The organism is Streptomyces capparidis (assembly GCF_054782095.1).
This window is the reverse complement of record NZ_BAAGTD010000035.1, coordinates 30,472-56,836: the sequence shown is the minus strand read 5'-3', so window position 1 is coordinate 56,836 and position 26,365 is coordinate 30,472. Positions and strand designations below refer to the sequence as shown.

Sequence of the window (26,365 nt, the reverse complement as noted above, 5' to 3'; positions counted from 1 at the left end):
TGTCAATTGAGTGGTCTGTCGGGAACGCCACAGGGAACGCCGCGGAGAACACCGCCGCGAACGCCGTCCGGAAGGGCTCGGACCGATTTGAAACCGGGGGTGCCGCCGCCGGTACGCTGAGGTATTCGCCCGGCACCAGCGGCCCGCCCGCCGGCCGGCGGATCACCCCCACTGACCGCTTCGTCGTACTGAAGAGAGCACTGTGGCCGCCGACAAGATCGACACAATCGTCAGCCTGAGCAAGCGCCGTGGCTTCGTGTACCCGTGCAGTGAGATCTACGGCGGTCAGCGCGCCGCCTGGGACTACGGGCCGCTCGGTGTGGAGCTGAAGGAGAACATCAAGCGCCAGTGGTGGCGCGCGATGGTGACCTCGCGTGACGACGTCGTCGGTATCGACTCCTCGGTGATCCTGGCCCGCGAGGTCTGGGAGGCCTCCGGCCACGTGGCCACCTTCACCGATCCGCTCACCGAGTGCACCTCCTGCCACAAGCGCTTCCGCGCCGACCACCTGGAGGAGGCGTACGAGGCCAAGCACGGCCGCGCGCCCGAGAACGGCCTGGCCGACCTCAACTGCCCCAACTGCGGCAACAAGGGCACCTTCACCGAGCCCAAGCAGTTCTCCGGCCTGCTCTCCACCCACCTGGGCCCCACGCAGGACACCGCCTCCGTGGCCTACCTGCGCCCGGAGACCGCCCAGGGCATCTTCGTGAACTTCGCCGCGGTGCAGCAGACCTCCCGCAAGAAGCCGCCGTTCGGCATCGCCCAGACCGGCAAGTCCTTCCGCAACGAGATCACGCCGGGCAACTTCATCTTCCGCACCCGCGAGTTCGAGCAGATGGAGATGGAGTTCTTCGTCAAGCCGGGCGAGGACGAGAAGTGGCACGAGTACTGGCTCCAGGAGCGCTGGAACTGGTACGTGGGCCTCGGTGTCCGCGAGGAGAACATCCGCTTCTACGAGCACCCGAAGGAGAAGCTGTCCCACTACTCCAAGCGGACGGTGGACATCGAGTACCGCTTCAACTTCGGCGGCAGCGAGTTCGGCGAGCTGGAGGGCATCGCCAACCGCACCGACTTCGACCTGGCCTCGCACGCCAAGGCGTCCGGCCAGGACCTGTCGTACTTCGACCAGGAGGCCGGCGAGCGCTGGTTCCCCTATGTGATCGAGCCCGCGGCGGGCGTCAACCGGGCCATGCTCGCCTTCATGCTCGACGCCTACGTGGAGGACGAGGCGCCCAACGCCAAGGGCGTGATGGAGAAGCGCACCGTGCTGCGCCTCGACCCCAGGCTGGCGCCGGTCAAGGTCGCCGTGCTGCCCCTGTCGCGCAACCCCGCGCTGTCCCCGAAGGCCCGGGGCCTGGCCGCCGACCTGCGCAAGCACTGGAACGTGGAGTTCGACGACGCGGGCGCCATCGGCCGCCGCTACCGCCGCCAGGACGAGATCGGCACCCCGTTCTGCGTCACCGTGGACTTCGACAGCCTCGAGGACAACGCGGTGACCGTGCGTGAGCGCGACTCCATGGAGCAGCAGCGGATCTCGCTGGACCAGGTGGAGTCCTACCTGGCGGGCAAGCTCCTCGGCTGCTAGTCGCCACGCCGGCGTCGTCCGGCCGGACCGGGCCCGTGGCCTTCCCCGTGCGGGGGCGGCCACGGGCCCGGTGCCGTCGCGGCCCGGCGGCGCCGGGGCGGGGTGTCACTTCACCGTCCGCGGCAGCCTCGTCGTCAGGTACAGGGTCAGCAGGGCCCCGCCGACCTGCACGGCCAGCGCCGTCAGCAGGGCGTCGCGCATGCCCAGGGCCGAGGCGGGCGCCAGCTCGGCGAACAGCGAGCCCAGGGTGCCCACGCCCAGGGCCAGGCTCGCCTGCTGCATGGTGATCAGCGCCCCGCTGCCCACCCCGGCCTGCTCCGCGGGCACCCCGGCGAGCACGAACCGGAACAGCGGCGTCATCAGCAGGCCCTGGCCGAAGCCGAACACCACCGTGCTCGGCGCCAGGTGCCACAGCCCCAGGTCGGGCCACCCGGCGAGCACCGTGCCGCCCAGCCCGGCCAACCCCAGGACCAGCAGCAGCGCCCCGCAGGACAGCACCCCCCTGCCGTACCTCGCCATCAGCCGCGGAGCGCTCAGCGACGCCGCGGAGTACGCCGTGGCCATCGGCACCAGCGCCAGGCCGGCCCGCAGCGGCGACAGGTGCAGGCCCTGCTGGAGCGCCACGGCCATGACGAACATGAAGCCGCCGAACCCGGCGAACATCGGCACCCCGGCCCCGAGCCCGGAGCGCACGCTGGGCACGGCCAGCAGGCTCGGCGGCAGCAGCGGCACCCGCCTGGCCCGCTCGGCGCGCCGCTCCACCGCCACGAACGCGGCCGCCGCCACCGGGGACCCGGCCAGCAGCACCCACGACCACACCGGCCAGCCCATGGCCCTGCCCTGCGTGAGCGGCACCAGCAGGGCCAGCAGCGCCACCGCGAGCAGCACCGTGCCGGGCACGTCCACCCCGCTCGGCCGCTCCGCCCGGGTCTCCGGGACGCGGCGCAGCGCGAACAGCAGGGCCAGCAGCGCCACCGGCACGTTCACCAGGAAGATCGACCGCCACCCGGTGCCCGCGACGTCCGCCTCCACCAGAACCCCGCCGAGCACCTGCCCGGCGATGGTGGAAAGCCCGGCCATGGCGCCGTACAGGCTCAGCGCCCGGCCCCTGCGCTCGCCCGACGTGGCGGCGTGCAGGGTGGCGAGCACCTGCGGCACCATCAGCGCCGCCGACGCGCCCTGCGCGGCCCGCGCCGCCACCAGCGCGCCCGCGTTCGGCGCCAGGCCGCAGGCCAGCGAGGTCACCGCGAACGCGGCGACGCCGGTGAGGAACAGCCTGCGGCGTCCGAAGGCGTCCCCGAGCCGCCCGCCGAGCACCAGCAGCACCGCGTACGGGGTGCCGTACCCGGCGACGATCAGCTCCAGCGTCGCCGCGTCGGCGTTCAGGTCGTGCTCGATCGTGGACAGGGCGACGTTGACGATGAAGAAGTCCAGGATGGACAGGGCCGCGCCCATCAGGACGGTGAGCATCCCGAGCCGGCCGAGCTCGGGCGGCGCGGCGGGGGAGCGCGGGGCCGTCCGGGCGCTCGCCGTCGGGGGCATGTCTGTCTGAGTCACCCGGACACGGTCGCGGCTGCCGCTCGGGTGGTACCAGAGTTCGTTTATCCGGGTACCAGCGGTACCTGGCAACGGGATACGTGATCGTCCATGCTGGTGGCCATGACCACCGCCGCCACGGAAGGCCCCGCACCGCGGGCGACGGCCCCCGGCGCCGACCGCCCGGCCACCGACAGCATCCGGCGCCGCGAGCTCGCCGCGTTCCTGCGCAGCCGCCGCGAGCGGCTCACCCCCGAGCAGGTCGGCCTGCCCCGCGGGCCGCGCCGCCGCACCCCGGGGCTGCGCCGGGAGGAGGTGGCCCAGCTCGCCGCCGTGGGGGTCACCTGGTACACGTGGCTGGAGCAGGCCAGGGACATCAGGGTGTCCGCGCAGGTGCTGGACTCCGTCGCCCGGGCCCTGCGGCTGAACCCCAACGAGCGCGCCCACCTGTTCGTGCTCGCCGGGACCCCCGACCCCGTCCCCGGGCTGCGGTGCCCCAGTGTGACCCCGGCCCTGATGGAGATCCTGGAGCAACTGGAGCCGGTCCCGGCGTGCCTCCAGAACAGCCGCTACGACATCGTGGCGTACAACCGCACCTACGGCCTGATGCTGGGCGACCTGGACCGGGTGCCGCCGGAGGACCGCAACCTGCTGTGGCTGGCGTTCACCCGGCCTGAGTGGCGCGAGGCCATGGTGGACTGGGAGGAGTCCGTCGCGGTGATGACGGCGAAGTTCCGCGCCTCCATGGCCGAGCACCTGGCCGAGCCCGGCTGGAAGTGCCTGGTCAGCAGGCTGCGCGAGGCGTCGCCGACCTTCTGCGAGCTGTGGGAGCGGCACGAGGTGGTGCAGCCGGACAACCGCGGCAAGTGCTATCTGAACCCGTTCGTGGGCGTGCTGAACCTGGAGCTGACCAGCCTGTGGCTGGGCCCCCGCCCCGGCCCCCGCCTGACCGTGCACGTCCCCAAGGACGAGGAGACCGCCCGGCGCCTGGCCGCCCTGCACACCCGCGCCCTGGCCCCGGCGGCCTGAGCCCCGTCGGCTGAGCGCCGGCCGCCTGAGCCCCGGCCGCCCTCTCCCGCGGCCGTGGGACAATCGGGGGATGTGCCCGGGGGAGCCCCGTCCCCCGCGCGGCACAGGCGAGCGTCCGTCCCACCCCGAGGTAGCCATCTGATGAGTCAGCTCCAGATCGGACCGCACACCGTGCAGCCCCCGGTGGTGCTGGCCCCCATGGCGGGCATCACCAACGCCCCGTTCCGGACGCTGTGCCGGGAGTTCAGCGGCGGCAAGGGCCTGTTCGTCAGCGAGATGATCACCACCCGGGCGCTGGTGGAGCGGGACGCCAAGACGCTGCGGCTGATCCGCTTCGAGGCGGCGGAGAAGCCGCGCTCGATCCAGCTCTACGGGGTGGACCCGGTCACCGTCGGCAAGGCCGTGCGGATGATCGTGGACGAGGACCTGGCCGACCACGTCGACCTGAACTTCGGCTGCCCGGTGCCCAAGGTGACCCGCAGGGGCGGTGGCTCCGCGCTGCCCTACAAGCGGCCGCTGCTGCGCGCCATCCTGCGCCAGGCGGTGGCGAACGCGGGCTCCCTGCCGGTGACGATGAAGATGCGCAAGGGCATCGACGACGACCACCTGACGTACCTCGACGCCGGGCGCATCGCCGTGGATGAGGGCGTGACCGCGATCGCCCTGCACGGCAGGACCGCGCAGCAGCACTACGGCGGCACCGCCGACTGGAGCGCGGTCGCGCGGCTGAAGGAGGCCGTGCCGGAGATCCCCGTGCTCGGCAACGGTGACATCTGGAGCGCCGCGGACGCGGTGCGGATGATGCGCGAGACGGGCTGCGACGGCGTGGTGGTCGGCCGCGGCTGTCTGGGGCGGCCGTGGCTCTTCGGCGACCTGGTCGCCGCCTTCGAGGGCACCGGCGCCCCGGCCCGCCCCTCGCTGCGCGAGGTGGCCGAGGTGATGCGGCGGCACGCCCGGCTGCTCGGGGAGTGGCTCGGCGACGAGGCACGGGGTGTCATCGACTTCCGCAAGCACGTCGCCTGGTACACCAAGGGCTTCTCTGTGGGCTCGCAGATGCGGCAGAAGCTGGCCATGGCCTCCTCGCTCGCCGAGCTGGACGAGCAGCTCGCCCTGCTGGACCTGGACCAGCCGTGGCCCGAGGCGGCCGAGGGCCCGCGCGGCAGGACCGCAGGCACCAAGCGGGTGGTGCTGCCGGACAACTGGCTCGCCGACCCGTACGACTGCGCGGCGCCGTCGGAGGACGCGGAATCGGACATCTCCGGCGGGTGACGGGCGCGCCGCGCCGCCCCTGCCCCCGCTCCGCCCCTGCCCCCGCCGTGGCCCGGCCGCGCCGTCCGGCGGACGGAAAATCCGTCCACGACATGAGACGGGGCCGCCCGGGCGGCGCGTGATTCTCACCACCCCGCGCCGCCGGGGAACGCCCCGCCGCGCCCCGCGCAGCGCCTTCCCGCGCCCTCCGCGCCGAGGACAACTGTCCAAGACATGGCACACGGTGCCACCCCGCGTGCTTGCACAGCTCCAAGATCTCAATTACTCTGAGTCATCATCAATCCACCCTCGGTGTCCAGGCTCTCGGCTCCCTCGGATGGCCCCTTACTCCGTCTTCAACAAATGAACACAGGATGGCCGACTGGTAGCCGCTCGACGATCGCAGGCGCGAGGAGGGGTGCGGCATTCGATCTCCTGGCGGACCGGCGGCTGATCGTCAATTAGATGCGCTGAAGGCGCTCATCGGCCTTCGATCTGGGTACAGTCCCCGCCGTCAGGGCATCCGTGCGCGAGGAGCAGACCCGTGTCGGAACAGGCGCAGAAATTCGTCTACGACTTCACCGAGGGCAACAAGGACCTCAAGGACCTGCTCGGCGGGAAGGGAGCCAACCTCGCCGAGATGACCAACCTCGGGCTGCCCGTCCCTCCGGGCTTCACCATCACCACCGAGGCGTGCCAGGTCTACCTCGCCGACGGCGCCGAGCCCCCGGCGCTGCGCGACGAGGTCAGCGCCCACCTGGCGGCCCTGGAGGAGCGCATGGGCAAGCGGCTGGGCCAACCGGACGACCCGCTGCTGGTGTCCGTGCGCTCCGGCGCCAAGTTCTCCATGCCCGGCATGATGGACACCGTCCTCAACATCGGCCTGGGCGACGCCTCCGTGCACGGCCTGGCCGCCCAGTCCGGGGACGAGCGCTTCGCCTGGGACTCCTACCGCCGCCTCGTGCAGATGTTCGGCAAGACGGTGCTGGGCATCGACGGCGACCTGTTCGAGGAGGCGCTGGACGACGCCAAGCGCGCCAAGGGCGCCGACACCGACCTCGGCCTGGGCGCCGAGGACCTCAAGGCGCTGGTGGAGCACTTCAAGGCCATCGTGCTCGCCGAGGCGGGCCGGGAGTTCCCGCAGGACCCCCGCGAGCAGATGGACCTGGCGATCCGCGCGGTCTTCGACTCCTGGAACGGTGAGCGGGCCCGCCTCTACCGCCGCCAGGAGCGCATCCCCAACGACCTCGGCACCGCCGTCAACGTCTGCTCCATGGTCTTCGGCAACCTCGGCGAGGACTCCGGCACCGGCGTGGCGTTCACCCGCGACCCGGCCAGCGGCCACCAGGGCGTCTACGGCGACTACCTCCAGAACGCGCAGGGCGAGGACGTGGTCGCGGGCATCCGCAACACCGTCCCCCTGGCCGAGCTGGAGCGGATCGACAAGAAGTCCTACGACGAGCTGCTGCGCATCATGGAGACCCTCGAGACGCACTACCGCGACCTGTGCGACATCGAGTTCACCATCGAGCGCGGCAAGCTGTGGATGCTCCAGACCCGGGTCGGCAAGCGCACCGCCGCCGCCGCGTTCCGCATCGCCACCCAACTCGTCGACCAGGGCCTCATCGACGAGGCCGAGGCCCTCCAGCGGGTCAACGGCGCCCAACTGGCGCAGCTCATGTTCCCCCGCTTCGACACCGCCGCCACCGAGGGCAAGGGCGCCAGGACGCAGCGCATCGGCTGGGGCATCGCCGCGTCGCCGGGCGCCGCCGTCGGCAAGGCGGTGTTCGACTCGTACACGGCCGTGAAGTGGTCCCGGTCCGGCGAGAAGGTCATCCTGATCCGCCGCGAGACCAACCCCGACGACCTCAACGGCATGATCGCCGCCGAGGGCATCCTCACCAGCCGCGGCGGCAAGACCTCCCACGCGGCGGTGGTGGCCCGCGGCATGGGCAAGACCTGCGTCTGCGGCGCCGAGGAGCTGGAGGTGGACACCAAGCGGCGCAGGCTCACCGCTCCCGGCGGGCTTGTGGTCGAGGAGGGCGACGTCGTCTCGATCGACGGCTCCACCGGCAAGGTGTACCTCGGCGAGGTGCCCGTCGTGCCGTCGCCGGTCGTGGAGTACTTCGAGGGCCGGATGCACGCCGGTGCCGAGGACGCCGACGAGCTGGTGAAGGCCGTGCACCGGATCATGGCCTACGCGGACCGGATCCGCCGTCTGCGGGTGCGGGCCAACGCGGACAACGCCGAGGACGCCGCCCGCGCCCGCCGCTTCGGCGCGCAGGGCATCGGACTGTGCCGCACCGAGCACATGTTCCTCGGCGAGCGGCGCGAACTGGTGGAGAAGCTGATCCTCGCCGACACCGACGAGGAGCGCGAGCGGGCCCTGGCGGCGCTGCTGCCGCTCCAGGAGCGGGACTTCGAGGAGCTGTTCGAGGCGATGGACGGGCTGCCGGTGACCATCCGGCTGCTCGACCCGCCGCTGCACGAGTTCCTGCCCGACATCACCGAGCTGTCGGTGCGGGTGGCGCTCGCCGAGGCCCGCAAGGACCCCCACGAGAACGACCTGCGGCTGCTCCAGGCCGTGCACAAGCTGCACGAGCAGAACCCCATGCTGGGCCTGCGCGGCGTACGGCTCGGCCTGGTCATCCCCGGCCTGTTCACCATGCAGGTGCGGGCCATCGCGGAGGCGGCGGCGCGGCGCAGGCGGTCCGGCGGCGACCCGCGGGCCGAGATCATGATCCCGCTGGTGGGCACCGTGCAGGAGCTGGAGATCGTCCGGGAGGAGGCCGAGCGGGTCATCGCCGAGGTGCGGCAGGCCACCGGCGTGGACCTCGACCTGGCGCTCGGCACGATGATCGAGCTGCCCAGGGCCGCCATCACGGCCGGGCAGATCGCGGAGGCCGCCGAGTTCTTCTCGTTCGGCACCAACGACCTGACCCAGACCGTGTGGGGCTTCAGCCGGGACGACGTGGAGGCGTCGTTCTTCACCGCCTACCTGGAGAAGGGCATCTTCGGCGTCTCCCCGTTCGAGACGATCGACACCGACGGCGTCGGCGCCCTGGTCCGGCACGCCGTCACCGAGGGCCGCAGGACCCGCCCCGACCTCAAGCTCGGCGTCTGCGGCGAGCACGGCGGCGATCCGGAGTCGGTGCACTTCTTCCACGAGGTGGGCCTGGACTACGTCTCCTGCTCCCCGTTCCGCATCCCGGTGGCCCGCCTGGAGGCGGCCCGCGCCGCCGCGCGCCCCTCGGGGGACGGCGACAGCCGGTGAGGCGGGGCCACACGAAGGCCAGCCACATGAAGGCCAGCCACACGAAGGCCATCTGAATCGGGGCGGCGCCTTGTGCGGGGGCGCCGCCCCACCTTCGTCACCCGGCGGGTCACCTCAGCCCGTAGGCGCGGATCACCTCCTGGGTGACGGTGGCGCCCTGCCCGTCCCGCGCGGTGGTGCGCAGGCCGACCCAGCCGGTGCCGGTGCCGCCCGGCGCGGGCACCACGACGCGGTGGGTGCCGTCACCGCTCCTGGTCACCACCGTCTTCTGCCAGGTGCGCCCGTCGTCGAACGACGCCTCCACGGTCAGCCCGGCCAGCGGCACCGGCGCGAAGGTCCCGGTGCGCTCACCGCTGACGGTGAGCACCTGCGGCAGGTGCGCGGGCGCGGTGTTGTCCAGCCGGAACGCGCCGCCCACCCGGACGTTCAGCAGCGGCAGCCCGGCGTCGCACTCCGCGCCGTCGTCGGTGGCCGAGGTGAACGACCACGACGCCTCGGTCCGCGTCGCGAACGGGAACGACGGCGAGGCGTTGCGGTGCGACATCCGCACGGTGTACGTGGCGGCGCCGTCCGGCAGCCCCTCCGCGGCCACGCCCTGGTCGATCCGCTCGCTGGAGGCGATCTCCTCCCCGTCGCGCAGCAGGGTGAGGGTGCCGGTGGTGTCCTCCAGCGCCGTACCGCCGGTGTGCTCGCGGGCGGACGGGCTCGCGGTGGACGGGACGGCGTGCAGGAAGTCCCCGCACCTGCCGCCGTGCAGCAGCGGGCCGAACGCCGCGGTGTTCCACGACCGGGTGGTGGTCCGGCCCGCCCGGTAGGTCGCGCCGGGGGCCGAGGAGTGGACGCCGGGCAGGGAGAAGCTCTGGTGGTTCCAGGAGAAGTCGGGTCCCGGGGTGAAGAACTCCACCGCCTCGCCGGGCGCCCGCACGTCGTGGCCGCCGCCGTGCGCGTCGCCGCTGCCGCGGAAGGCCACCAGGTTGCTGCGGTCGCCGGTCACGGCCGTGCCCGAGCCGTGGTACTTGGTCTCCACCCGGGCCAGGTCGCGGTCGCGGGCGGTGAGGGCGAGGTTCGCCGGGATGGAGTCGTCCCGGGCGAACGCCAGGTTGTACAGGCGCCGCTTGGCGCTCTGCTCCAGCGGGTCGGACAGGATCGCGACGTGCAGCAGGCTGAACGGCCGGGAGGTGACGGGACGTGCGGTGGGCACCGCGTAGACGCGGGTGTCCGGGCCGTACACGAACGCCGTCAGGTCCACCGGGGTGCCGTCCTCCAGCTCCTGGGCGAGCCCGATGTGCCGGAACCAGGGCCGGGCGGCGGCGCTGTCCACCGTGGTGGTGACGGGCACGCCCGGGCGGGCGTCCGCGGTGAGCGCCAGCGGCTCGTGGCCGACCACCACCTCCTGCGACATCAGCGTGACCCGCTCCTCGGTGTCCCCGCCGCCCCCGAAGGCGAACACGGTCAGGGTGTACCGGCCGGGCGGCGCGTGCCCGGTGAACCGGCCGTCCTCGTCCCGGAACTCGATGCTCTCCGGCTGGTCCAGGCCGATCAGGGAGTAGCCGAACTCGGCCGGGCGGGATCCGTCGCGGTCGATGACGTCCAGCGTCACCGGGTGGGTCTCGCGCTCGGCGCGGACGCTGAGGGCGGTGCGCACGACCACCCCGTCGGGGCCGGTCGCGGTCAGGGTGCCGCTGTAGGTGCCGGGGGACACCGCGTCGGGGCGGGTGGTCACCGGGACGGCGGCGGTGCCGTGCGCGGGCACGGTCACCGAGTCGGCGGCCAGGGCGAGCGGCTCGGCGGGCTCGCCCGCGCCGTCGGTGACCTCCAGGCTCAGCCGGAGCGTCAGCGGCTCGTCGCCGTCGTTGTGGTAGGTGACCTGCTTGGTCACCGGCTCGGTCCGCCCCCACGGCAGCACCGTGGACAGCGCGCCCGGCACGGCGTGGACGCCCTGCCCCGTGGCCCTGGCGAGGTCCACCCGGCCCGTGCCCTGCTCGAACACGCCGAGCCCGGCGCCGGGCTCCGCCGTGCTGACCAGGGCGGCCTTGAGCCGCCGCGCGTCCCACTCGGGGTGCTCCTGGGCGAGGACGGCCGCCGCCCCGGCCACGTGCGGGGTCGCCATCGAGGTGCCGCTCAGCGCGGTGTGGTGCTCGTCCACCGCCTGGTCGTCCCTGGTGCCCGCGGCCCTGGCGGCGACGATGCCCACGCCGGGCGCGGTGATCTCCGGCTTGACCGCGTGGTCGCCCACGCGCGGGCCGCGGTTGGAGAAGTCGGCGAGCAGGTCGTCCCGGTCCACGGCGCCCACGGCCAGCGCGGCGTCGGCGGAGGCGGGGGTGGAGACCATCTCGGTGCCGTGGTCGTTGCCCGTGGCCGCGACGAACAGCGCGCCGGAGCTCGCGGAGAGGGTGTCCACGGCCTGCGCCATCGGGTCGGAGCCGTCGGTGGGTTCGCCGCCCAGGCTCATGTTGACCACGTCGGCGCCGCTGTCGGCCGCCCACTGCATGCCCGCGATGATCTGGGACTCCTGCCCGTACCCGTCGTCGTCGAGCACCTTGCCGACCAGCAGCCGGGCGTCGGGGGCCACGCCCCGGTACGCGCCGCCCGAGGCGCTGCCGCCGCCGGTGATGATCGACGCGACATGGGTGCCGTGGCCGTCGCCGTCCTTCGCCCCGGCCGGGTTGCCGGTGAAGTCCCTGGCCTCGGCGACGGCGTCGGCCAGGTCCGGGTGGGTGGCGTCGACGCCGGTGTCGAGCACCGCCACCCGCACCCCCTTGCCGGTCAGGCCGCGCTCCCACGCCCTGGGCGCCCCGACCTGGGCGGCGCTGCGGTCCAGGGCCGCCCTGACCGCGCCGTCCAGCCAGACGCGGGAGACCCCGGGGGCCAGGGTGGCGCGGGCCGCGGAGGAGCGGCCGGTGACGGAGGACCAGAACTCCTCCGCGTCCTCCTTGCCCTGCTCCACGGCCTGCCCGCCGACGCTGGGCAGCTCGGCGCCGGTGTCCTCGGCGGCGTCCGCCACCGCGGTCCTGGCCCTGCCGCCCGCCGCGCCCCCGGCGTAGCGGACGATCAGCGGCAGGGTCGCGCGCGAGGCGTCGTCGTAGCCCATGGCGATGAGCCCCTTGACGTCGAACAGCCGCTCGTCGACGCGCCCCTGCCGCACCAGTTCGAGGGCGTCGGACGGTATGACGGTCAGCCCGTCGCCGACGGAGCCGCGCACGAACCCGATCCCGTCCCGGCCCTCGCCCGGCTCGACCAGCACCCCCTCCTTGCTGCCGGCCGAGGTGACCGTCACCCGGTCCCCGGTCACCAGCGTCACCGTGCGGTCGGCCCGCCCGCCCGGCCTCTCCGCCTCCGCGGCGGCCCCCCGCTCCCCGGCCCGGGCCGCCGGGGCCATCCCCGCGGCCAGGGCGACCGCCCCGGCCAGGGCGCCCCAGCGCCGCCACGCATGTCGTTGCCTCATGGGCTCCGTCCCGTCGCTCCGTCGTGCCTGACTGGTCGCCCGCTTCTACTCCCGGACGGGGCGGCGGGGTTGCACGGCGGGTCCGCGCGGGGTCCACCCGGCGCCCCGGCCGCGACCGGCGGGCGCCCGACCGGGCCGTGCATCGCCTTGAACCGGCAGGTTCACCCTCGGGCGTACACTTCGGCCCGTGACCACCACGCGAGGACGCATCGACAAACGGCAGGCCATCCTGGACGGCGCGTTCGCCGTCTTCGCGCGCCGGGGCTACGCCGACGCCTGCGTGCAGGAGATCGCGGACGCGGCCGGCGTGGCCAAGCCCACGGTCTACAACCACCTCAGCGACAAGGCCACCCTGTTCCGGCACGCGATCCAGGCCGCGGCGCGGACCTCGCTGGAGGAGCGGCTGGCCGCGCTGCGCCCCCTCGCCGAGCCGGGCGCCGACCCGCGCGCCACCCTGGAGGAGGTGGGGCACCACCTGCTGCGCCTGCACTGCGACGAGCGCTCCTGCGCCCTGCGGCGGCTGCTGCACACCGGGATCCTCCACTTCCCCGACATCCTCGACCTCGTCGGGGAGAGCGGCCCGCACCGCCTCACCGAGGCCCTCGCCGACCGGCTGGCCCGGCTCACCCTCGCCGGCCGTCTGGCCGCCACCGACCCGGCGGTCGCGGCCGAGCAACTGCTCGCCCTGCTGACCGGCCCGCTGGAGGCGCGCACCCGGATGGGCACCCGCCCGATCGGCGACGACGAGCTGCGCGAGGTGTCCCGGGCCGCCGTCCGCACCTTCCTGCTGGCCTTCGGCGCACCCGGGGCGGCGGCAGCGGGCGCGGGCGGGCCGGGCGCGGGATGACGCCGCGGCCCCGGGCCGGGGCGGCGGGGCGCCGCCGGCCCGGGGCCCGGCCGGGGCTACCGCCGGAACGGCCCCTTGACCTCGTAGGTCACCCCCGCCGAGGAGCTGTTGCTGGTGCCGCGCTGGCTGGAGAAGTACAGCCTGGTGCCGTCGGGGGAGAAGGCCGGGCCGGTGATCTCCGAGCCCGAGTGGCCGTTCACCCGCAGGAACGGGGCGACGACGCCGTCGGGCGTGATGACGCAGATCTCCATGTTGCCGCCGTCCTCGGCCACGTACAGGTCGCCCGCGGTGCTGCCGGTGATGTTGTCCACGCCGGTCAGCGGGGCGGTGCCGGAGACCAGGGAGTCGTCGTAGGCCAGCTCGATCGTGGACTCGGCCGCGTTGTACTGCCAGACCCTGCCGTCGCCCTTGGTGGTGAACCAGCACCGCCCGTCGGCGTAGTGGCAGCCCTCACCGCCGTTGAACCGCTTGGCGCCGGAGACCTGGTTGCGGGTGGAGGTGGAGGAGGCGGCCGGGTCGGGCACCCTCGCCCACGTCACGGGGCCGGAGGTGCCCGAGCCCATGACGAGGACCTCCAGGGTGCCGCTGGACAGGTCGCCCCACGTCGTCGGGCGGAAGCGGTAGAAGCAGCCGTCGCTCTCGTCCTCGGTGAGGTACACCACCCGGCGGACCGGGTCGGCGGCCGCCGCCTCGTGCTTGAACCGGCCCATCGCGGGCCGCCGCACGGCCGCGGTGGCGCCCCAGGGGTCGGTCTCGTAGACGTAGCCCCGGGATATCTCCTCGCAGGACAGCCAGGTCTGCCACGGGGTGCTGCCGCCGGCGCAGTTCAGGCTGGTGCCGGACAGGGGCCGGTACGCGCCGGTGACGGTGCCGTCGGCGGCGAAGCGCACCGCGCTCACCCCGCCGGTGAGCAGCACCTCGGAGTTGGAGACGTAGATCCAGCCGGAGCCGTCGGCGTAGCAGGCGCCGCCGTCCGGGGCGCTGTGCCAGGTGTACGAGGTGCCGGGCACCTGCTGCCCCGAGCGGGCGATCACCCGGCTGGTGAACCCGTTCGGCAACTGGATGCCGTTGGCGTCCGCGGCGCCCAGCGGCCCGTAGGGGCCGGTGCCGGGCTGCGCCGGGTCGGCGAACGCGGCACCGCGCCACAGCGAGCCCCCGAAGGCCGCCGCCGAGGTGCCGATGACTGCTCCGCGCAGGAAGGTACGACGTTCCACGGTCACTCCACCGATGTCGTGACTGCCCGACGGCCGGTCAGGCCGCGGGTCGCGCGTCCCCGGAGCCTAGGGTCGCGGGGTTGCCCGGAAATGAACACCCGATGTGCATGACAATCCGGGGTGGGTGCAACCGGATGCGCGGCCGCGGTGTTCACCCCGTCATGAGGGCCGTCGCGAGGAGCAGCGTGGAGCAGCGGGAGGCAGGGGCGGACGGCGGGGACGATCCGGTCGCCGCCGCGCTCGCCGACGACCCGGACTCCGGGTTTGCCGCGCTGTACGACGCGCACCGGGGCACGGTGTTCTCCGCGGCGCTGCGCCTGTCCGGGCGGTGGGCGGACGCCGAGGACCTGACGGCCGAGGTGTTCCTGCGCGCCTACCGGGCGCTCACCGGCTGGGACCGGGACCGCCTGGCCGCGCTGCGCACCCGCCCCTGGCTGATGACGATCATGATGAACCTGTGGCGGAACAGCCTGCGCACCGACTCCCGCAGGCCGCCGCCCGTCCTGCTGGACGAGCCGGTGGACGGCGCCGACCCGCGGGAGACCGCGGAGGAGGCGGCCGTGCGCCGGGAGACGGGCGGGCACCTGGCCGGACTGCTCGGCCTGCTGCCCGCGGAGCAGCGGGCCGCGGTGGTGCTGCGGCACGTGGTGGACCTGCCCGTCGCGGAGATCGCGGCGGTGCTCGGCATTCCGCAGGGCACCGTCAAGTCGCACGTGTCGCGGGGGCTGCGGCGGCTGCGGGCGCTCGCCGAGGAGTCCGCGAGGGAAGTGGAGGCGCACCATGGCGGACACTGAGCCGGACCCGCTGCTCGCCGGTCTCGCGGCACTCGCCGTGGACGCGCCGGACGGGCTGCTCGACCGCGTCGCCGCCCGCTGGGTGCGGGTGCCCGGCCCCGCCGGGGAGCTCGCGGTGGCGTTCACCGACCACGGGATCGCCTACGCGCGCCCCGTGGACGACGGCTTCCCCGCGAGCTTCACCGCCGCCTTCCGGGAGCGGTTCGCCCGGCCGCTGCTGCCCGCCGCCAGGCCGCCCGCGGGGCTGCTGCCCGCGCTGCGCACCGGGCGCTCGTCCGGGCTGCGGTTCGACCTGCGCGGCCTGGACGCCTTCCAGCGCCAGGTCCTGGCTGCCGTCAGGTCCGTCCCCCGCGGCGAGGTGCGGCCGGCCGGGTGGATCGCGCGGCGGGCCGGGCGGCCGGGGGAGGTGCGCGCGGTCGGGGCGGCGCTGGCCCGCAACCCGGTGCCGGTGCTGATCCCCTGCCACCGGGTCACCCGCTCCGACGGGTCGCCGGGGGAGCGCGTCCTGGGCCCCGGGGAGCAGGAGGCGCTGCTGCGGGCCGAGGGCGTGGACCTGGACCGGCTGCGGGCGCTGGCGGGGGAGCGGGTGTTCTACCTGGCCAGCGACACCACGGGGGTCGTCTGCTTCCCCACCTGCCACAACGCCCGCCGGATCACGCCCGCGCACCGGCACGGCTTCCGCGACCTCGCGCAGGCGCGGGCCGCCGGGTACCGGCCGTGCCGGACCTGCCGTCCGGGGCCGGCGGAGGCGGAGGCGGGGTGAGGGGGGCGGGGTGAGCGGAGGCGGGGCGCGGGTGGGCCCGCGTCAGGGCCTGGGCGCGGCGGCGGCCGGGGAGTCGGCCTTCTCCCAGGCGGTCACGCCCAGCTTCCAGGTGTTGCCCAGGTCGATGGGCCCGTCCGGCCGCACGGTCTGCGCGGCGGCGGGACCGCCCGGGGTGACCTCCAGGTAGACGCCGTTGGCGGCGGGCGTGGTGCCCGAGGTCACCGTGTTGCGCCACAGCACGCCGGCGGTCGCCTGCTCGCCGGGCCGCAGCGTCACCGGGGCGGGGCCGGGGTCGCCGGCGCCGGAGGTGATGGCCTTGGCGCCGCGGTCCACCTCCACCTGGATGGCGTCCCGGTTGCCGTTGAGCACCCGGACCTCCGGGTAGCCGTTGACCGTGTACGGCTGCTTCCCGCAGTTGACCAGCGTGATGGTCATGGCCCGCAGCCCCAGCGCCGCGTCGGTGAGCCCCGGCTGGACCCGGACGCCGGAGGCGGGGCAGGCCGTCGGGGCCTGGGTGGGCGGCGCGGTGGGAGTGGCGCCGTACCGGGGCGCGGACGGGTCGGGGGAGGACGCCGACACCGGCGGGGAGGCGGGGGGCGCCGGGGAGCCGGAGGGGGACGACTCCCCGCACCCGGCGCCGAGCGCGGCGAGGGCCGCGAGGGTCAGCCCGAGCACGGGCAGCGGCGGGCGGGGTCCGGCGGCGCGGGTGGGTCGAGGCATGGCGGGGTCCCCGTTCGTCTCGCGGCGCGGCCCGGTGCGACACGCGCACCGGGTGTCGAACAGGTGACCGCTTCCGTGGTGGTTGGTCCACGGCAGCGTACTGGGCGGTGCCACGGCGCGGCGGCGGCGCGCCCCCCGGAGGGGCACGCCGCCGCCGCGGGGGCAGCCGTGCCTCAGACCGCCTTGAGGAAGCCGGAGTCCACCGTGAACTCCGCCCCCGTGGTGCTCGCCGAGCGCGGCGAGGCCAGCAGGACCACCGCGTCGGCGATCTCCTGCGGGTCGGCCAGGCGGCCCGTGGTCAGGCGCATCATCTCCGGGGCCACCTTGGCCAGCACGGCCTCCCGGTCGCTGCCCGCCATGCCCGCGATGACGTCGGCGGCACCGCCGTCCTTGGTCCACCAGTGGGTGAGCACCGGGCCGGGGGAGACCGTGTTGACCCGCACCCCCTGCGGGCCGAACTCCTCCGACAGGGCCTTGGTCAGGTTGTTCATGGCCGCCTTGGCCGCCCCGTAGTCCACGTTCACCGGGGACGGCTGCCGGGCGTTGCCCGAGGAGACGTTGACGATCGCGCCGCCGCCGCGCTCCAGCATCCGCGGGATCGCCGCCCGGGCCGCGCGGACCGCGGAGAAGAGGTTGAACTCGAACATCGCCCGCCAGTCCTCGTCGCCCGCGTCCAGGAACGAGCCGCGCGGCAGGGTGATGCCGGGCGGCGGGCCGCCCGCGTTGTTCACCAGGATGTCCAGGCCGCCGAACGCCTCCACCGCGCGGGCCACCGCCCGCTCCGGCGCGGCCGGGTCCATCAGGTCCGCCGCGGCGTGGACCAGGCCGGGCCCGGCGAGGGCGTCCAGTTCGGGGGAGGAGGACCGGGAGACGGCCACCACCCGGGCGCCCTCCTCGAGCAGGGTGCGGGTGACGGCCAGGCCGATGCCCCGGGAGGCGCCGGTGACGACGGCGACGCGGCCGGTGAGTGCCAGGTCCATGGGAGAGGTCTCGCTTTCCGCGCGGGCTCGCCGCGCGAGGGTTTACGTGCCCCGCGAGGCGCGGGGGTGAGCGGCCCAGCGCCGTTCACACCTCTCCGAACACCGGTTCGGCACCGGCGGTTGCGGTCGGGCCGGGAGAGGCGGCCCCCGGCGGCGGACCGGGCGTCACAGGCCCTCGTAGCGCACCCCGGTGAGCTGCTCCGACGCGCTCCACAGCAGCTCCGCCGCCTTGCCGTCCCGGGTCCAGCGGGCCCGCGGCGACTCGGTGGGCGCGCCCCGCATCAGCAGCCCGGGGCCGATGAACGCGTCCTGCGGCACACCGGGGGCGGTGGCGGCGTACAGCGTCGGCAGCGCGCCGTCCGCCGCGCTCTGGGCGAACACGCGGTTGCCCACCCCGTACACGCGCTCCTTCAGCCGCTGCCCCGTCATGCGCGCCCCGGCGATGCCGAGGTTCGTCGACGCGTAGCCGGGGTGCGCCGCCACCGCGGTCAGCTCGGCGCCCGCCGCCTCGGCGCGGCGGGCCAGCGCGTGGGTGAACAGCAGGTTGGCGCTCTTGCTGCGCCCGTAGGCCACCCAGCGGCGGTAGCGGCGCTCGCTGTTGAGGTCGCCCAGGTCCACGTTGGCCAGCAGGTGCAGCACGCTGGAGACGTTGACCACCCGGGCGCCGGGGCGGGCCAGCAGCCTGGGCAGCAGCAGCCCGGTGAGCGCGAAGTGCCCCAGGTGGTTGACCCCGAACTGCGTCTCGAAGCCGTCGGCGGTGGCGCCCCGCGGCAGCGCCATCACCCCGGCGTTGTTGACCAGCAGGTCCAGCCCGTCGTGCGGGAGGCCATCGGCGAACGCCCGCACCGAGGCCAGGTCCGCCAGGTCCAGTCGCGCCAGGGCGGCGTCCGCCCCGGGCACCTCCTCCTTCAGCCGGGTCAGCGCGTCCTCGCCGCGCGACCGGTCACGGCAGGCGAGCACCACCGCGGCGCCGCGCCGGGCCAGCTCGCGCGCCGTGCAGTACCCGATGCCGCTGTTGGCCCCGGTGACGACGGCCACCCGGCCGCCGAGGGCGGGGATGTCCGCCGCGCTCCAGCCCGCCACTGCGCCTCCCGGTGTCCGGGGCCCGCCACGGCCCGGCAGCCTCAGCGTAGACCCGGCGGGCCCGGGCGCCACCCGTCCGTGCCCACGCGTCTCAGCGCTCCCACCGCCGGTAGACGAACTCCGCCGTCCCGCCCGCGGCCGCGCCCTCCACCCGTTCGCGCACCAGGTGGTGGTCGGGCGAGAGGCGGCACGCCGGGTCGGTGCGCGCCGCGTCCCCGGTGAGCGCGAACGCCTGGCAGCGGCAGCCGCCGAAGTCCCGCTCCCGCAGCTCGCACGAGCGGCACGGCTCGCGCATCCAGCCGGTGCCCCGGTAGGCGTTGAACGCGGGGGAGTCGTGCCAGATCCAGGCCAGGCCGTGGTCGCGGACGTTCGGCGGGCGCAGCCCCGTCAGCGCGTGCGCCGCGGGGCACGGCAGCGCGGTGCCGTCCGGGGCCACCGTCAGCGACACCGCGCCCCACCCGCCCATGCACGGCTTGGCGGTGCCCTCGAACCAGTCGGGCACCACCCACACCAGCTCCACCCGCCCCGCCAGGCGCCGCCGCTCCCGCTCCACGGCCTCGCCCGCCCGCGCCAACTGCTCCCGGGTGGGCAGCAGCGCGTCGCGGTTGGCCAGCGCCCAGCCGTAGAACTGGGTGTTGGCCAGCTCGATCCGCTCGGCGCCCCACGCCTCGCCGAGCGCGATCAGCTCCTCCACCCGGTCCAGGTTGTGGCGGTGCAGCACCACGTTCAGCCCGAGCGGCAGCCCGGCGGCGCGCACCGCGGCGGCGGCCCGCTCCTTGGCGGCGAAGGAGCGGCGGCCCGCGATGCGGTCGGACGCCTCCGGGTCGGCGTCCTGCACGGACAACTGCACACAGGCCAAACCCGCGTTGACGAGCTCCGCCAGCCTCGGCGGGTCGAGACCGACGCCGCTGGTGACGAGCTGGGTGTACAGCCCGGCGCGGGTGGCGGCGGCGGTGATCGCGGCCAGGTCGCGGCGCAGCAGCGGCTCCCCGCCGGACAGGTGCGCCTGCACCACGCCCAGTTGCCCGGCCTCGGCGAGCACGCGCGCCCACTCCGGCGCGGACAGCTCCCCGGAGCGGCGGGCCAGCTCCAGCGGGTTGGCGCAGTACGGGCAGCGCAGCGGGCAGGCGTGGGTGAGCTCGGCCAGCAGCGCCCACGGCAGCGGCGCCCCGGTCACCGCAGCCACCCCTCGTCCCTGACCCGGCCGAGGAAGGCGGGCACGTCGGCGGCCACCGGGGCGCCGGGGAAGCGCGCCTCCAGCTCGGCGACGACCCGGGCCGTGGAGCGGGTGCCGTCGCACAGGCGCAGCACGGCGGCGGCCTGCCCTTCGAGCACCACCACCCGCTCCGGCATCAGCAGCAGGTCGGCGCCGCGGCGCGGGTCGTGGCGCAGCACCACGGACGGCGCCAGGCGCGGGCACCAGTCCCGCGGGGGCCGCTCCGGCGGGGACTGCTCCTGCGAGGGCTCCGGCGGCTCAGCCACGGCCGGACTCCACCGCGTCCAGCAGCGCCCACAGCACCTGGCACTTGAACGTCAGCGCCGCCACCGCCCGCTCCTGGTCCTCCCGGGTGCGCGCCCAGGACGTCACCAGGCCCAGGGCCTCGCGGCTGTCCCTGCGGCCCTCGCCGACCCGGGCCCGGAAGTACGCCAGCCCCTCGGCGTCCAGCCACCGGTAGTGGCGTTCGAAGGCGCCGACGCGGGTGACCATCAGGTCCGGGGCGAACAGCTCGGTCAGCGAGGACGCCACCGCCTCCAGCGGGGGCCGCAGCCGGCAGAAGTTCACATAGCCGTCCACCGCCAGGCGCACCCCGGGCAGCACGCCCTGCCCGGACAGCAGCACCCGCCGCTCGATCCCGGCCGCCTCGCCGAGCCGCAGCCACCGCTCGATGCCGCCCTCGCCCGGCGCCCTGCCGTCGTGGTCCTGGATCCGGCGCAGCCACATCCGGCGCAGCTCGGGCCGGTCCAGCTTGGCGACGATCAGCGCGTCCTTGACCGGGATGTGGCGCTGGTAGTGGAAGCGGTTGAGGATCCAGCGGCGCAGCTCCTCCCGGGTCAGCTCGCCGCGGTGCATGCGCAGGTTGAACGGGTGGCGCGCGTGGTAGTGCCGCTCCCCGACGGCGCGCAGTCGCGCCTCGAACTCCTCCGGCGGCCACGGCGGCGCGGGGTCGGGGACGGCCCTCGCGGCTCCCTCGGCCTCCGTCGCTCCCGCGCCCCCCGCGCTCCCCGCTCCCGTGTCCGGCGGGTCCGCCGGGGCCGGGGCGGGCGGCACGGGCCGTCCTGCCGGGACGGTCGTCACAGCTCGATCACCATGCCCTCCTCCGCCACCCCGACGCCGAACTCCGCCAGCGTCTTGTGCTGGGGCGCGTCCGGGTCGGCCAGCGGGTTGGTGTTGTTCAGATGGGTGTACAGGCGGTGGCGGGCGCGCAGTCCGGCCAGGCGGCGCGCCGTGCCGCCGGGGCCCTCGATCGGCAGGTGGCCCATCCCGGTGGCGGTGCGGGCCGAGATCCCGGTGCGCCTGGGCTCCTCGTCGTCCCAGAAGGTGCCGTCCACCACGACGCAGTCCGCCTCCGCGGCGACCGCGTCGAACTCCGCGGGCCAGGCGGCGAGCGCGGGCGCGTACACCAGGGAGCCGCCGGTGTCGCGGTCGGTGAGGCGCAGCGCCACCACCCAGGCGTCGTCGGGCCCCGCGGGGTTCGACGCGGTCGGCGCGGAGGCGGCGTAGCGGGGGCGCTTGCCGGACACCCGGACGGCGCTGACCTCCACCGGCCCCGCCCCGTCCAGCCGCACCCCGCGCCCCGGCGGCAGGTCGCGCCAGGTCAGTCCGGTGTACGGACCGAGCACGTCGCCGAGCCGCAGTTGCCGGAGCAGGGCGCCGCGGACGGTCGGGGTGGCCAGCACGTCCAGGCCGCGGGCCTCGCGCAGCCGGGCGATGCCCAGGGTGTGGTCCAGCTCGGCGTCGGTGAGGACGACCCCGGCCACGGGGGTGTCGCGCGGCCCGGGGCCGGGCCGCAGCTCCGGGTGGGCCTCGATCTGCTCACCGATGTCGGGGGTGGCGTTGACCAGGTACCAGCGGCCCTCGGCGGCCCGGACGGCCAGGGAGGCGTGGCGGCGCGCGCGCCCCGGGTGGGCGCGCGCCCCGGAGCAGCCGGGGCACGCGCAGTTCCACTGGGGGATGCCGCCTCCCGCCGCGGTGCCGAGCACCCGCACGAGCACGCGGCCGGGCCTAACGGGTGTTCAGGCCGTAGGCGGTGACCTCGAGCGAGGTCTCGACGATCCGGTAGTCCGGCCTGCTCCAGGCCGTGGCCGCCGCGGGGGCGGCCGTTTCGTGCCGGGGGGAGCCCTGGGCGGTGGTGGGTGTGGTCTCGCGCGTGGTTGTCATGGGGGGAGACCCGCCTTCCGTGACGGAATGTGAGGTGGGTTGACAACGTGCTGCGCTACTCAGCGTTTTCGTGTGCGGGTGGAGTTGTCAAGGGCGTCGGAGGTTGTCGGATGGTGTGCTTTGACTGGCCGAAAAGCGTCCGTGGATACGGCGCGGGGCCCGCGGGAGGAGCCCTCCGGCGGCATGAGCGCCGCCGAAGGCCCCGTCCCGCGGGCCCCTGCCGGGCCGGTCGCCCGGCTACACCGTCTCCCCGACGCGCTCCTCGCTCACCCGTGTGGTGTACACCGCGATCCGCACCGCCGGGTCGTCGAGGCACTCCCCGCTGCGCAGGTCGAAGCGGTGCTTGAGCATCGGCGAGGACACGAACACCCGGCCCGCGGCGCTGCCGAGCAGCCCGCGCGAGAGCACGTACGCCCCGCAGAACGGGTCCCGGTTGTCCACGGCGTGCACCTCGCCCGCGCGGTCGCGGAACAGCGCCACCTGGCGCCCGTCGGGCAGCAGCGCCGCGACTCCGCGGCCGGTGATCAGGTCGGCGGCGTCGCACACCGGGAACCAGCGCTGGTCCACCAGCAGCTCAATCCGGGCCACCGCGGGGGCGCGAGTCTCCAGAGTGGTCATACGCCGGTCACCTCCAGGAGGGGAAGGGGCTTGATCTGGCCACGCTCGGGGGTGAAGCGGACCGTGGGATCGGGGGCGTCGGGGGCGTTGACGAAGGACACGAACCGGCGCAGCCGCTCCGGGTCGTTCAGCGTCTCCGCCCACTCGTCGCGGTAGTTGTCGACGTGCGCGGCCATCAGCGACTCCAGTTCGTCGCACAGGCCGAGGGAGTCCTCCACCACCACCTCGCGGACGTGGTCGAGGCCGCCCTCGATGCGCTCCAGCCACGCCGAGGTCCGCTCCAGGCGGTCGGCGGTGCGGATGTAGAACATCAGGAACCGGTCGATGAGCCGGATCAGGCCGTCGTCGTCCAGGTCCTGCGCCAGCAGGTCGGCGTGGCGGGGCTCGGCGCCGCCGTTGCCGCCCACGTACAGGTTCCAGCCGGAGGAGGTGGCGATCACGCCGAAGTCCTTGCCGCGCGCCTCGGCGCACTCCCGGGCGCAGCCGGACACGGCCGACTTCAGCTTGTGCGGGGCGCGCAGCCCCCGGTAGCGCAGCTCCAGTTGGATGGCCATGCGCACCGAGTCCTGCACCCCGTACCGGCACCAGGTCTGGCCGACGCACGACTTGACGGTGCGCAGCGCCTTGCCGTAGGCGTGCCCGGACTCGAACCCGGCCTCCACCAGCCTGCTCCAGATCTGCGGGAGCTGGTCCACCCGGGCGCCGAACAGGTCGATCCGCTGCCCGCCGGTGATCTTGGTGTAGAGGCCGAAGTCCCTGGCCACCTCGCCGATCACGATCAGCTTCTCCGGGGTGATCTCACCGCCGGGGATCCGCGGGACGACCGAGTACGACCCGTTCTTCTGGAGGTTCGCCAGGAAGTGGTCGTTGGTGTCCTGCAACGACGCCTGCTCGCCGTCCAGCACATACCCGTCCGCGCCGATCGCCGGGGCCAGCGAGGCCACGATCGAGGCCACCGCGGGCTTGCAGACCTCGCAGCCCTCCCCGCCGCGCGCCTCCTCGCGCCCGTGCAGGTCGAGCAGCTCGTGGAACGAGTAGAGACGGCGCACCCGCACGATCTCGTACAGCTCGGCGCGGGTGTGCGCGAAGCACGGGCACAGGCCCTTGTCCACGCTGACGCCCGACGCCTCCAGCTCCTCGTTGACCAGCGTCGTCATCAGCTTCACGCAGGAGCCGCAGCCCGTGCCCGCCTTGGTGCACTTCTTCACCGACGGCACGTCCGTGCACCGGTGCTCGGTGACCGCGGCGCGGATGGCGCCCTTGGTGACGTTGTGGCAGTTGCACACCACCGCCTCGTCCGGCAGCGCGGACGGGCCCATCGCCACCGGCGCCCCCACCCCGGCGGGCAGCACCAACTGCTCCGGCGCGGCCGGGGGAACGGTTCCGGTCAGCGAGCGCAGCAGCCCGTACGCCTCGGCGTCGCCGACCAGCACCCCGCCGAGCAGGGTGCCGTCCCGGCCCACCACCAGCTTCTTGTACACCCCGGCGCGCGAGTCGGAGTACAGCACGTCCAGGCAGCCCTCGGCGGCGCCGTGCGCGTCACCGAAGCTGGCCACGTCCACACCGAGCAGCTTCAGCTTGGTGGAGGTGTCGGCGCCGGTGAACGACGCGGTGCCGCCCGCGATTCGCTCCGCGGCCGTCTCCGCCATCTCGTAGCCGGGCGCCACCAGGCCGTACACCCGCCCGTCCGCGGCCAGCGCGCACTCGCCGATCGCCCAGATCCGCTCGTCCTCGGTGCGGCAGCCGGAGTCCACCACGATGCCGCCGCGCTCGCCCACCGGCAGGCCGCACTCCCGGGCCAACTGGTCCCGCGGCCGCACCCCGGCGGAGAACACCACCAGGTCGGCGGGGAGCGACGAGCCGTCGGACAGGCTCATCGAGTGCACCTCGCCGTCGGGGCCCGCGTGCAGCTCCTTGGTGCCCACGCCGGTGTGCACGGACACGCCCAGGTCCTCGATCTTGCGGCGCAGCGCCTGCCCGCCGCCGTCGTCCACCTGGATCGGCATCAGCCGGGGCGCGAACTCCACCACGTGGGTCTGAAGGCCCAGGCCCGTCAGCGCCCCCGCCGCCTCCAGACCCAGCAGCCCGCCGCCGACCACCACGCCGACCCGCGCGTTCTTCGCGTACTCCTCGATGGCCAGCAGGTCCTCGATGGTGCGGTAGACGAAGCAGCCCGCCGCGTCCTTCCCCGGCACCGGAGGCACGAACGGGTACGAGCCGGTGGCCAGCACGAGCTGGTCGTACACCACCTCGAACCCGGACGCGGCGCGCACCACCCGCGCCCCGCGGTCGACCGCCACGGCCGGGTCGCCCATCCGCAGCTCGATGCCGTGCCGCTCCATGAAGCCCGGCTCGACCATGTTCAGGTCCTCCGGCGTGTTCCCGGAGAAGTACGAGGTCAGCCGCACCCGGTCGTAGGCGGGGCGGGGCTCCTCGCACAGCACCACCACACGGGCCCGCTCGGTCACGCCCCGGTCGGCCAGCGCCTCCAGGAACCGCTGCCCGACCATCCCGTGGCCGACCAGCACGATCGTTGGCCTGGTCATCGTTGTGCTCCTCCGTCGGTAGTCAAGCGGGTACCGGCCGCCGCGCCCGTGGTGAGCAGGTGCAGCGGCTGGGCGGGGAGCGGCTCGTCCCCCTCCCAGGTGCGGGCGAGCGTGCCCACGGTGGCCAGGTCGCCGAAGAGGATGCCGCCGACCAGCCGGTTGTCGCGCACGACGACCTTCCGGTAGGCGCCGCGGGTGGCGTCGGCGAGACGCAGCACCTCGTCCTCGGGGCCCTCGTCGGTCACGCCGAACGAGGCGATGTCGAGCGGTCCGGGGCCCGCGGCCCCTCCCGCGTTCAGGGTCAGCCGGGTCAGCGCCCGGGTGCCCCGGTAGGCGGCGGGGCGCCCGGCCAGCAGCGCGGCCAGCGCGTCCGCCTGCTCCCGCGCCGCGCCCGCCAGGCCGTACACCACGCCGCGGTGCTCGGCGCAGTCCCCCACGGCGCGGATCCGCGGGTCGTCCGTGCGCAGCTCGTCGTCCACGACGACGCCGCGCCGCACCGTCAGCCCCGCGTCCAGCGCCAGCTTCGTCCGCGGCGCCACCCCGCAGGCCAGCACGGCGACATCGGTCTCCAGCAGGTAGCCGTCGGCCAGCTCGACCGCGGACACCCGCTCCCCGCCGTCCGTGCGCAGCCCGCGCACCCGGCACTCGGTGTGCACCTCCACGCCGAACGCCGTCAGGTGGTCCTTCAGCAGCGCGCCGGCCCGGGCGTCGAGGAAACGGTCCATCAGGTGCTCGCCCTGGTGCGCCACCACCACGGACGCGCCCCGCGCCGCGAGCGCCCGCGCCGCCGACACCCCCAGCAGCCCGCCGCCGACCACGACCGCGCGGGTTCCCGGGCGCACCTCGGCGTCCAGTGCCAGGCAGTCGTCCAGCGAACGGAAGGGGTACACCCCGGCGGGCGGCAGCCCGCGCAGCGGCCCCAGCACCGGGTTGCTGCCGGTGGCCAGCACCAGCGTCCCGTAGCCGATCCGCTCCCCGTCCGCGCACTCCACCTCGGCGCGCTCCCGGTCGATCCGGGTCACCCGGACCCCGCGCCGCACCTCGCACGGCGCGGCGGGCAGCTCGATCACCTCGGCCGGGTAGCGCCCGGCGAGCACCTCGGCGAGCAGCACCCTGTTGTACGCCGGGTGCCGCTCCTCGCCCAGCCACACCACGTCGTCGCCGCGACCGTACGCGGCCAACTGGTGCACCAGCCGCGCCCCGGCCACGCCGCCGCCGACGACCACCGTGCGGTGGGCCGCGGGGCGGGGGCGGGCCGCGGAGCGGGAGGAGGTAGCGAAGGCCATGCCAGTGAGCTTGCGGCC

21 protein-coding genes are annotated in these 26,365 nt (G+C 74.9%); 7 read left to right on the top strand and 14 right to left on the bottom strand.

Features of this window, described 5'->3' with window-relative positions:
* Positions 1 to 202 precede the first annotated feature (202 nt).
* The gene (locus ACYVO2_RS25270; RefSeq protein ID WP_461010273.1) at positions 203 to 1,585 is read left to right on the top strand and encodes a glycine--tRNA ligase; all 1,383 of its coding nucleotides are present in this window, start codon (positions 203 to 205) and stop codon (positions 1,583 to 1,585) included.
* Between the two features lie 105 nt (positions 1,586 to 1,690).
* On the opposite strand, the gene ACYVO2_RS25265 is transcribed toward ACYVO2_RS25270, so the two are convergent.
* Positions 1,691 to 3,127 carry an MFS transporter gene (locus tag ACYVO2_RS25265; protein ID WP_461010309.1) on the bottom strand — a complete coding sequence of 479 codons (1,437 nt, stop codon included), beginning with the start codon at positions 3,125 to 3,127 and terminating at the stop codon, positions 1,691 to 1,693.
* Positions 3,128 to 3,244: 117 nt separating this feature from the next.
* On the opposite strand from ACYVO2_RS25265, the gene ACYVO2_RS25260 reads away from it, so the two are divergent.
* The 3 genes from ACYVO2_RS25260 (at position 3,245) to ppdK (ending at position 8,672) form a co-directional block, all read left to right on the top strand.
* Positions 3,245 to 4,150: a helix-turn-helix transcriptional regulator gene (locus ACYVO2_RS25260; protein WP_461010272.1), complete on the top strand. Its 906-nt coding sequence runs from the start codon at positions 3,245 to 3,247 to the stop codon at positions 4,148 to 4,150.
* A 141-nt stretch (positions 4,151 to 4,291) separates the two neighbouring features.
* The gene (gene dusB / locus ACYVO2_RS25255; protein ID WP_461010271.1) at positions 4,292 to 5,419 is read left to right on the top strand and encodes a tRNA dihydrouridine synthase DusB; all 1,128 of its coding nucleotides are present in this window, start codon (positions 4,292 to 4,294) and stop codon (positions 5,417 to 5,419) included.
* Positions 5,420 to 5,942: 523 nt separating this feature from the next.
* A complete protein-coding gene (ppdK, locus tag ACYVO2_RS25250) occupies positions 5,943 to 8,672 on the top strand; it encodes a pyruvate, phosphate dikinase (protein WP_461010270.1) in 2,730 nt (909 codons plus the stop codon).
* Between the two features lie 109 nt (positions 8,673 to 8,781).
* Here ppdK and ACYVO2_RS25245 read toward each other — a convergent pair whose 3' ends face one another.
* Positions 8,782 to 12,117 carry a S8 family peptidase gene (locus ACYVO2_RS25245; protein ID WP_461010269.1) on the bottom strand — a complete coding sequence of 1,112 codons (3,336 nt, stop codon included), beginning with the start codon at positions 12,115 to 12,117 and terminating at the stop codon, positions 8,782 to 8,784.
* 187 nt (positions 12,118 to 12,304) lie between these two features.
* Between ACYVO2_RS25245 and ACYVO2_RS25240 the strand changes: the two genes are divergently transcribed.
* Entirely contained in the window at positions 12,305 to 12,964 is a 660-nt protein-coding gene (locus ACYVO2_RS25240; RefSeq protein WP_461010268.1) for a TetR/AcrR family transcriptional regulator, read from the top strand.
* 56 nt (positions 12,965 to 13,020) lie between these two features.
* On the opposite strand, the gene ACYVO2_RS25235 is transcribed toward ACYVO2_RS25240, so the two are convergent.
* Complete coding sequence (locus ACYVO2_RS25235) at positions 13,021 to 14,178, bottom strand: alkaline phosphatase PhoX (RefSeq protein ID WP_461010267.1); 1,158 nt, start codon at positions 14,176 to 14,178, stop codon at positions 13,021 to 13,023.
* 161 nt (positions 14,179 to 14,339) lie between these two features.
* On the opposite strand from ACYVO2_RS25235, the gene ACYVO2_RS25230 reads away from it, so the two are divergent.
* Positions 14,340 to 14,972: an RNA polymerase sigma factor gene (locus ACYVO2_RS25230; protein WP_461010266.1), complete on the top strand. Its 633-nt coding sequence runs from the start codon at positions 14,340 to 14,342 to the stop codon at positions 14,970 to 14,972.
* On the top strand, positions 14,959 to 15,735 hold the full coding sequence (locus ACYVO2_RS25225; protein ID WP_461010265.1) for a methylated-DNA--[protein]-cysteine S-methyltransferase: 777 nt from the start codon (positions 14,959 to 14,961) through the stop codon (positions 15,733 to 15,735). Before ACYVO2_RS25230 ends, ACYVO2_RS25225 begins: the two co-directional genes overlap by 14 nt.
* A gap of 42 nt (positions 15,736 to 15,777) precedes the next feature.
* Here the strand turns inward: ACYVO2_RS25225 and ACYVO2_RS25220 are convergent, their stop codons facing one another.
* The 11 genes from ACYVO2_RS25220 to ACYVO2_RS25170 form a co-directional block, all read right to left on the bottom strand.
* Positions 15,778 to 16,455, bottom strand: coding sequence for a DUF4232 domain-containing protein (locus ACYVO2_RS25220; RefSeq protein ID WP_461010264.1), 678 nt, complete (start codon positions 16,453 to 16,455; stop codon positions 15,778 to 15,780).
* Between the two features lie 173 nt (positions 16,456 to 16,628).
* Positions 16,629 to 17,435: an SDR family NAD(P)-dependent oxidoreductase gene (locus ACYVO2_RS25215; protein ID WP_461010263.1), complete on the bottom strand. Its 807-nt coding sequence runs from the start codon at positions 17,433 to 17,435 to the stop codon at positions 16,629 to 16,631.
* 165 nt (positions 17,436 to 17,600) lie between these two features.
* The gene (locus ACYVO2_RS25210) at positions 17,601 to 18,518 is read right to left on the bottom strand and encodes an oxidoreductase (RefSeq protein WP_461010262.1); all 918 of its coding nucleotides are present in this window, start codon (positions 18,516 to 18,518) and stop codon (positions 17,601 to 17,603) included.
* A 91-nt stretch (positions 18,519 to 18,609) separates the two neighbouring features.
* Positions 18,610 to 19,695 carry a pyrroloquinoline quinone biosynthesis protein PqqE gene (gene pqqE / locus ACYVO2_RS25205; RefSeq protein WP_461010308.1) on the bottom strand — a complete coding sequence of 362 codons (1,086 nt, stop codon included), beginning with the start codon at positions 19,693 to 19,695 and terminating at the stop codon, positions 18,610 to 18,612.
* The gene (gene pqqD / locus ACYVO2_RS25200; RefSeq protein ID WP_461010261.1) at positions 19,692 to 20,000 is read right to left on the bottom strand and encodes a pyrroloquinoline quinone biosynthesis peptide chaperone PqqD; all 309 of its coding nucleotides are present in this window, start codon (positions 19,998 to 20,000) and stop codon (positions 19,692 to 19,694) included. Before pqqD ends, pqqE begins: the two co-directional genes overlap by 4 nt.
* Positions 19,993 to 20,643, bottom strand: coding sequence for a pyrroloquinoline-quinone synthase PqqC (gene pqqC / locus ACYVO2_RS25195; RefSeq protein WP_461010307.1), 651 nt, complete (start codon positions 20,641 to 20,643; stop codon positions 19,993 to 19,995). Before pqqC ends, pqqD begins: the two co-directional genes overlap by 8 nt.
* A gap of 167 nt (positions 20,644 to 20,810) precedes the next feature.
* The gene (pqqB, locus tag ACYVO2_RS25190) at positions 20,811 to 21,731 is read right to left on the bottom strand and encodes a pyrroloquinoline quinone biosynthesis protein PqqB (RefSeq protein ID WP_461010260.1); all 921 of its coding nucleotides are present in this window, start codon (positions 21,729 to 21,731) and stop codon (positions 20,811 to 20,813) included.
* Positions 21,732 to 21,741: 10 nt separating this feature from the next.
* Positions 21,742 to 21,897: a pyrroloquinoline quinone precursor peptide PqqA gene (gene pqqA, locus ACYVO2_RS25185; RefSeq protein ID WP_461010259.1), complete on the bottom strand. Its 156-nt coding sequence runs from the start codon at positions 21,895 to 21,897 to the stop codon at positions 21,742 to 21,744.
* Positions 21,898 to 22,134: 237 nt separating this feature from the next.
* Positions 22,135 to 22,515: a nitrite reductase small subunit NirD gene (gene nirD / locus ACYVO2_RS25180; protein ID WP_461010258.1), complete on the bottom strand. Its 381-nt coding sequence runs from the start codon at positions 22,513 to 22,515 to the stop codon at positions 22,135 to 22,137.
* Entirely contained in the window at positions 22,512 to 25,061 is a 2,550-nt protein-coding gene (gene nirB, locus ACYVO2_RS25175) for a nitrite reductase large subunit NirB (RefSeq protein ID WP_461010257.1), read from the bottom strand. The genes nirD and nirB overlap by 4 nt, the downstream gene beginning before the upstream one ends.
* The gene (locus ACYVO2_RS25170) at positions 25,058 to 26,347 is read right to left on the bottom strand and encodes an NAD(P)/FAD-dependent oxidoreductase (protein ID WP_461010256.1); all 1,290 of its coding nucleotides are present in this window, start codon (positions 26,345 to 26,347) and stop codon (positions 25,058 to 25,060) included. The genes nirB and ACYVO2_RS25170 overlap by 4 nt, the downstream gene beginning before the upstream one ends.
* Positions 26,348 to 26,365 lie beyond the last annotated feature (18 nt).

Excerpts from the sequence above, each read along its gene's own strand:
- ACYVO2_RS25265 (WP_461010309.1), bottom strand. The coding sequence starts at position 3,127 with ATGCCCCCGACGGCGAGCGCCCGGACGGCCCCGCGCTCCCCCGCCGCG.
- ACYVO2_RS25260 (WP_461010272.1), top strand. The coding sequence starts at position 3,245 with ATGACCACCGCCGCCACGGAAGGCCCCGCACCGCGGGCGACGGCCCCC.
- dusB (WP_461010271.1), top strand. The coding sequence starts at position 4,292 with ATGAGTCAGCTCCAGATCGGACCGCACACCGTGCAGCCCCCGGTGGTG.
- ACYVO2_RS25245 (WP_461010269.1), bottom strand. The coding sequence starts at position 12,117 with ATGAGGCAACGACATGCGTGGCGGCGCTGGGGCGCCCTGGCCGGGGCG.
- ACYVO2_RS25230 (WP_461010266.1), top strand. The coding sequence starts at position 14,340 with ATGAGGGCCGTCGCGAGGAGCAGCGTGGAGCAGCGGGAGGCAGGGGCG.
- ACYVO2_RS25225 (WP_461010265.1), top strand. The coding sequence starts at position 14,959 with ATGGCGGACACTGAGCCGGACCCGCTGCTCGCCGGTCTCGCGGCACTC.
- ACYVO2_RS25220 (WP_461010264.1), bottom strand. The coding sequence starts at position 16,455 with ATGCCTCGACCCACCCGCGCCGCCGGACCCCGCCCGCCGCTGCCCGTG.
- ACYVO2_RS25215 (WP_461010263.1), bottom strand. The coding sequence starts at position 17,435 with ATGGACCTGGCACTCACCGGCCGCGTCGCCGTCGTCACCGGCGCCTCC.
- pqqA (WP_461010259.1), bottom strand. The coding sequence starts at position 21,897 with ATGACAACCACGCGCGAGACCACACCCACCACCGCCCAGGGCTCCCCC.
- nirD (WP_461010258.1), bottom strand. The coding sequence starts at position 22,515 with ATGACCACTCTGGAGACTCGCGCCCCCGCGGTGGCCCGGATTGAGCTG.
- nirB (WP_461010257.1), bottom strand. The coding sequence starts at position 25,061 with ATGACCAGGCCAACGATCGTGCTGGTCGGCCACGGGATGGTCGGGCAG.
- ACYVO2_RS25170 (WP_461010256.1), bottom strand. The coding sequence starts at position 26,347 with ATGGCCTTCGCTACCTCCTCCCGCTCCGCGGCCCGCCCCCGCCCCGCG.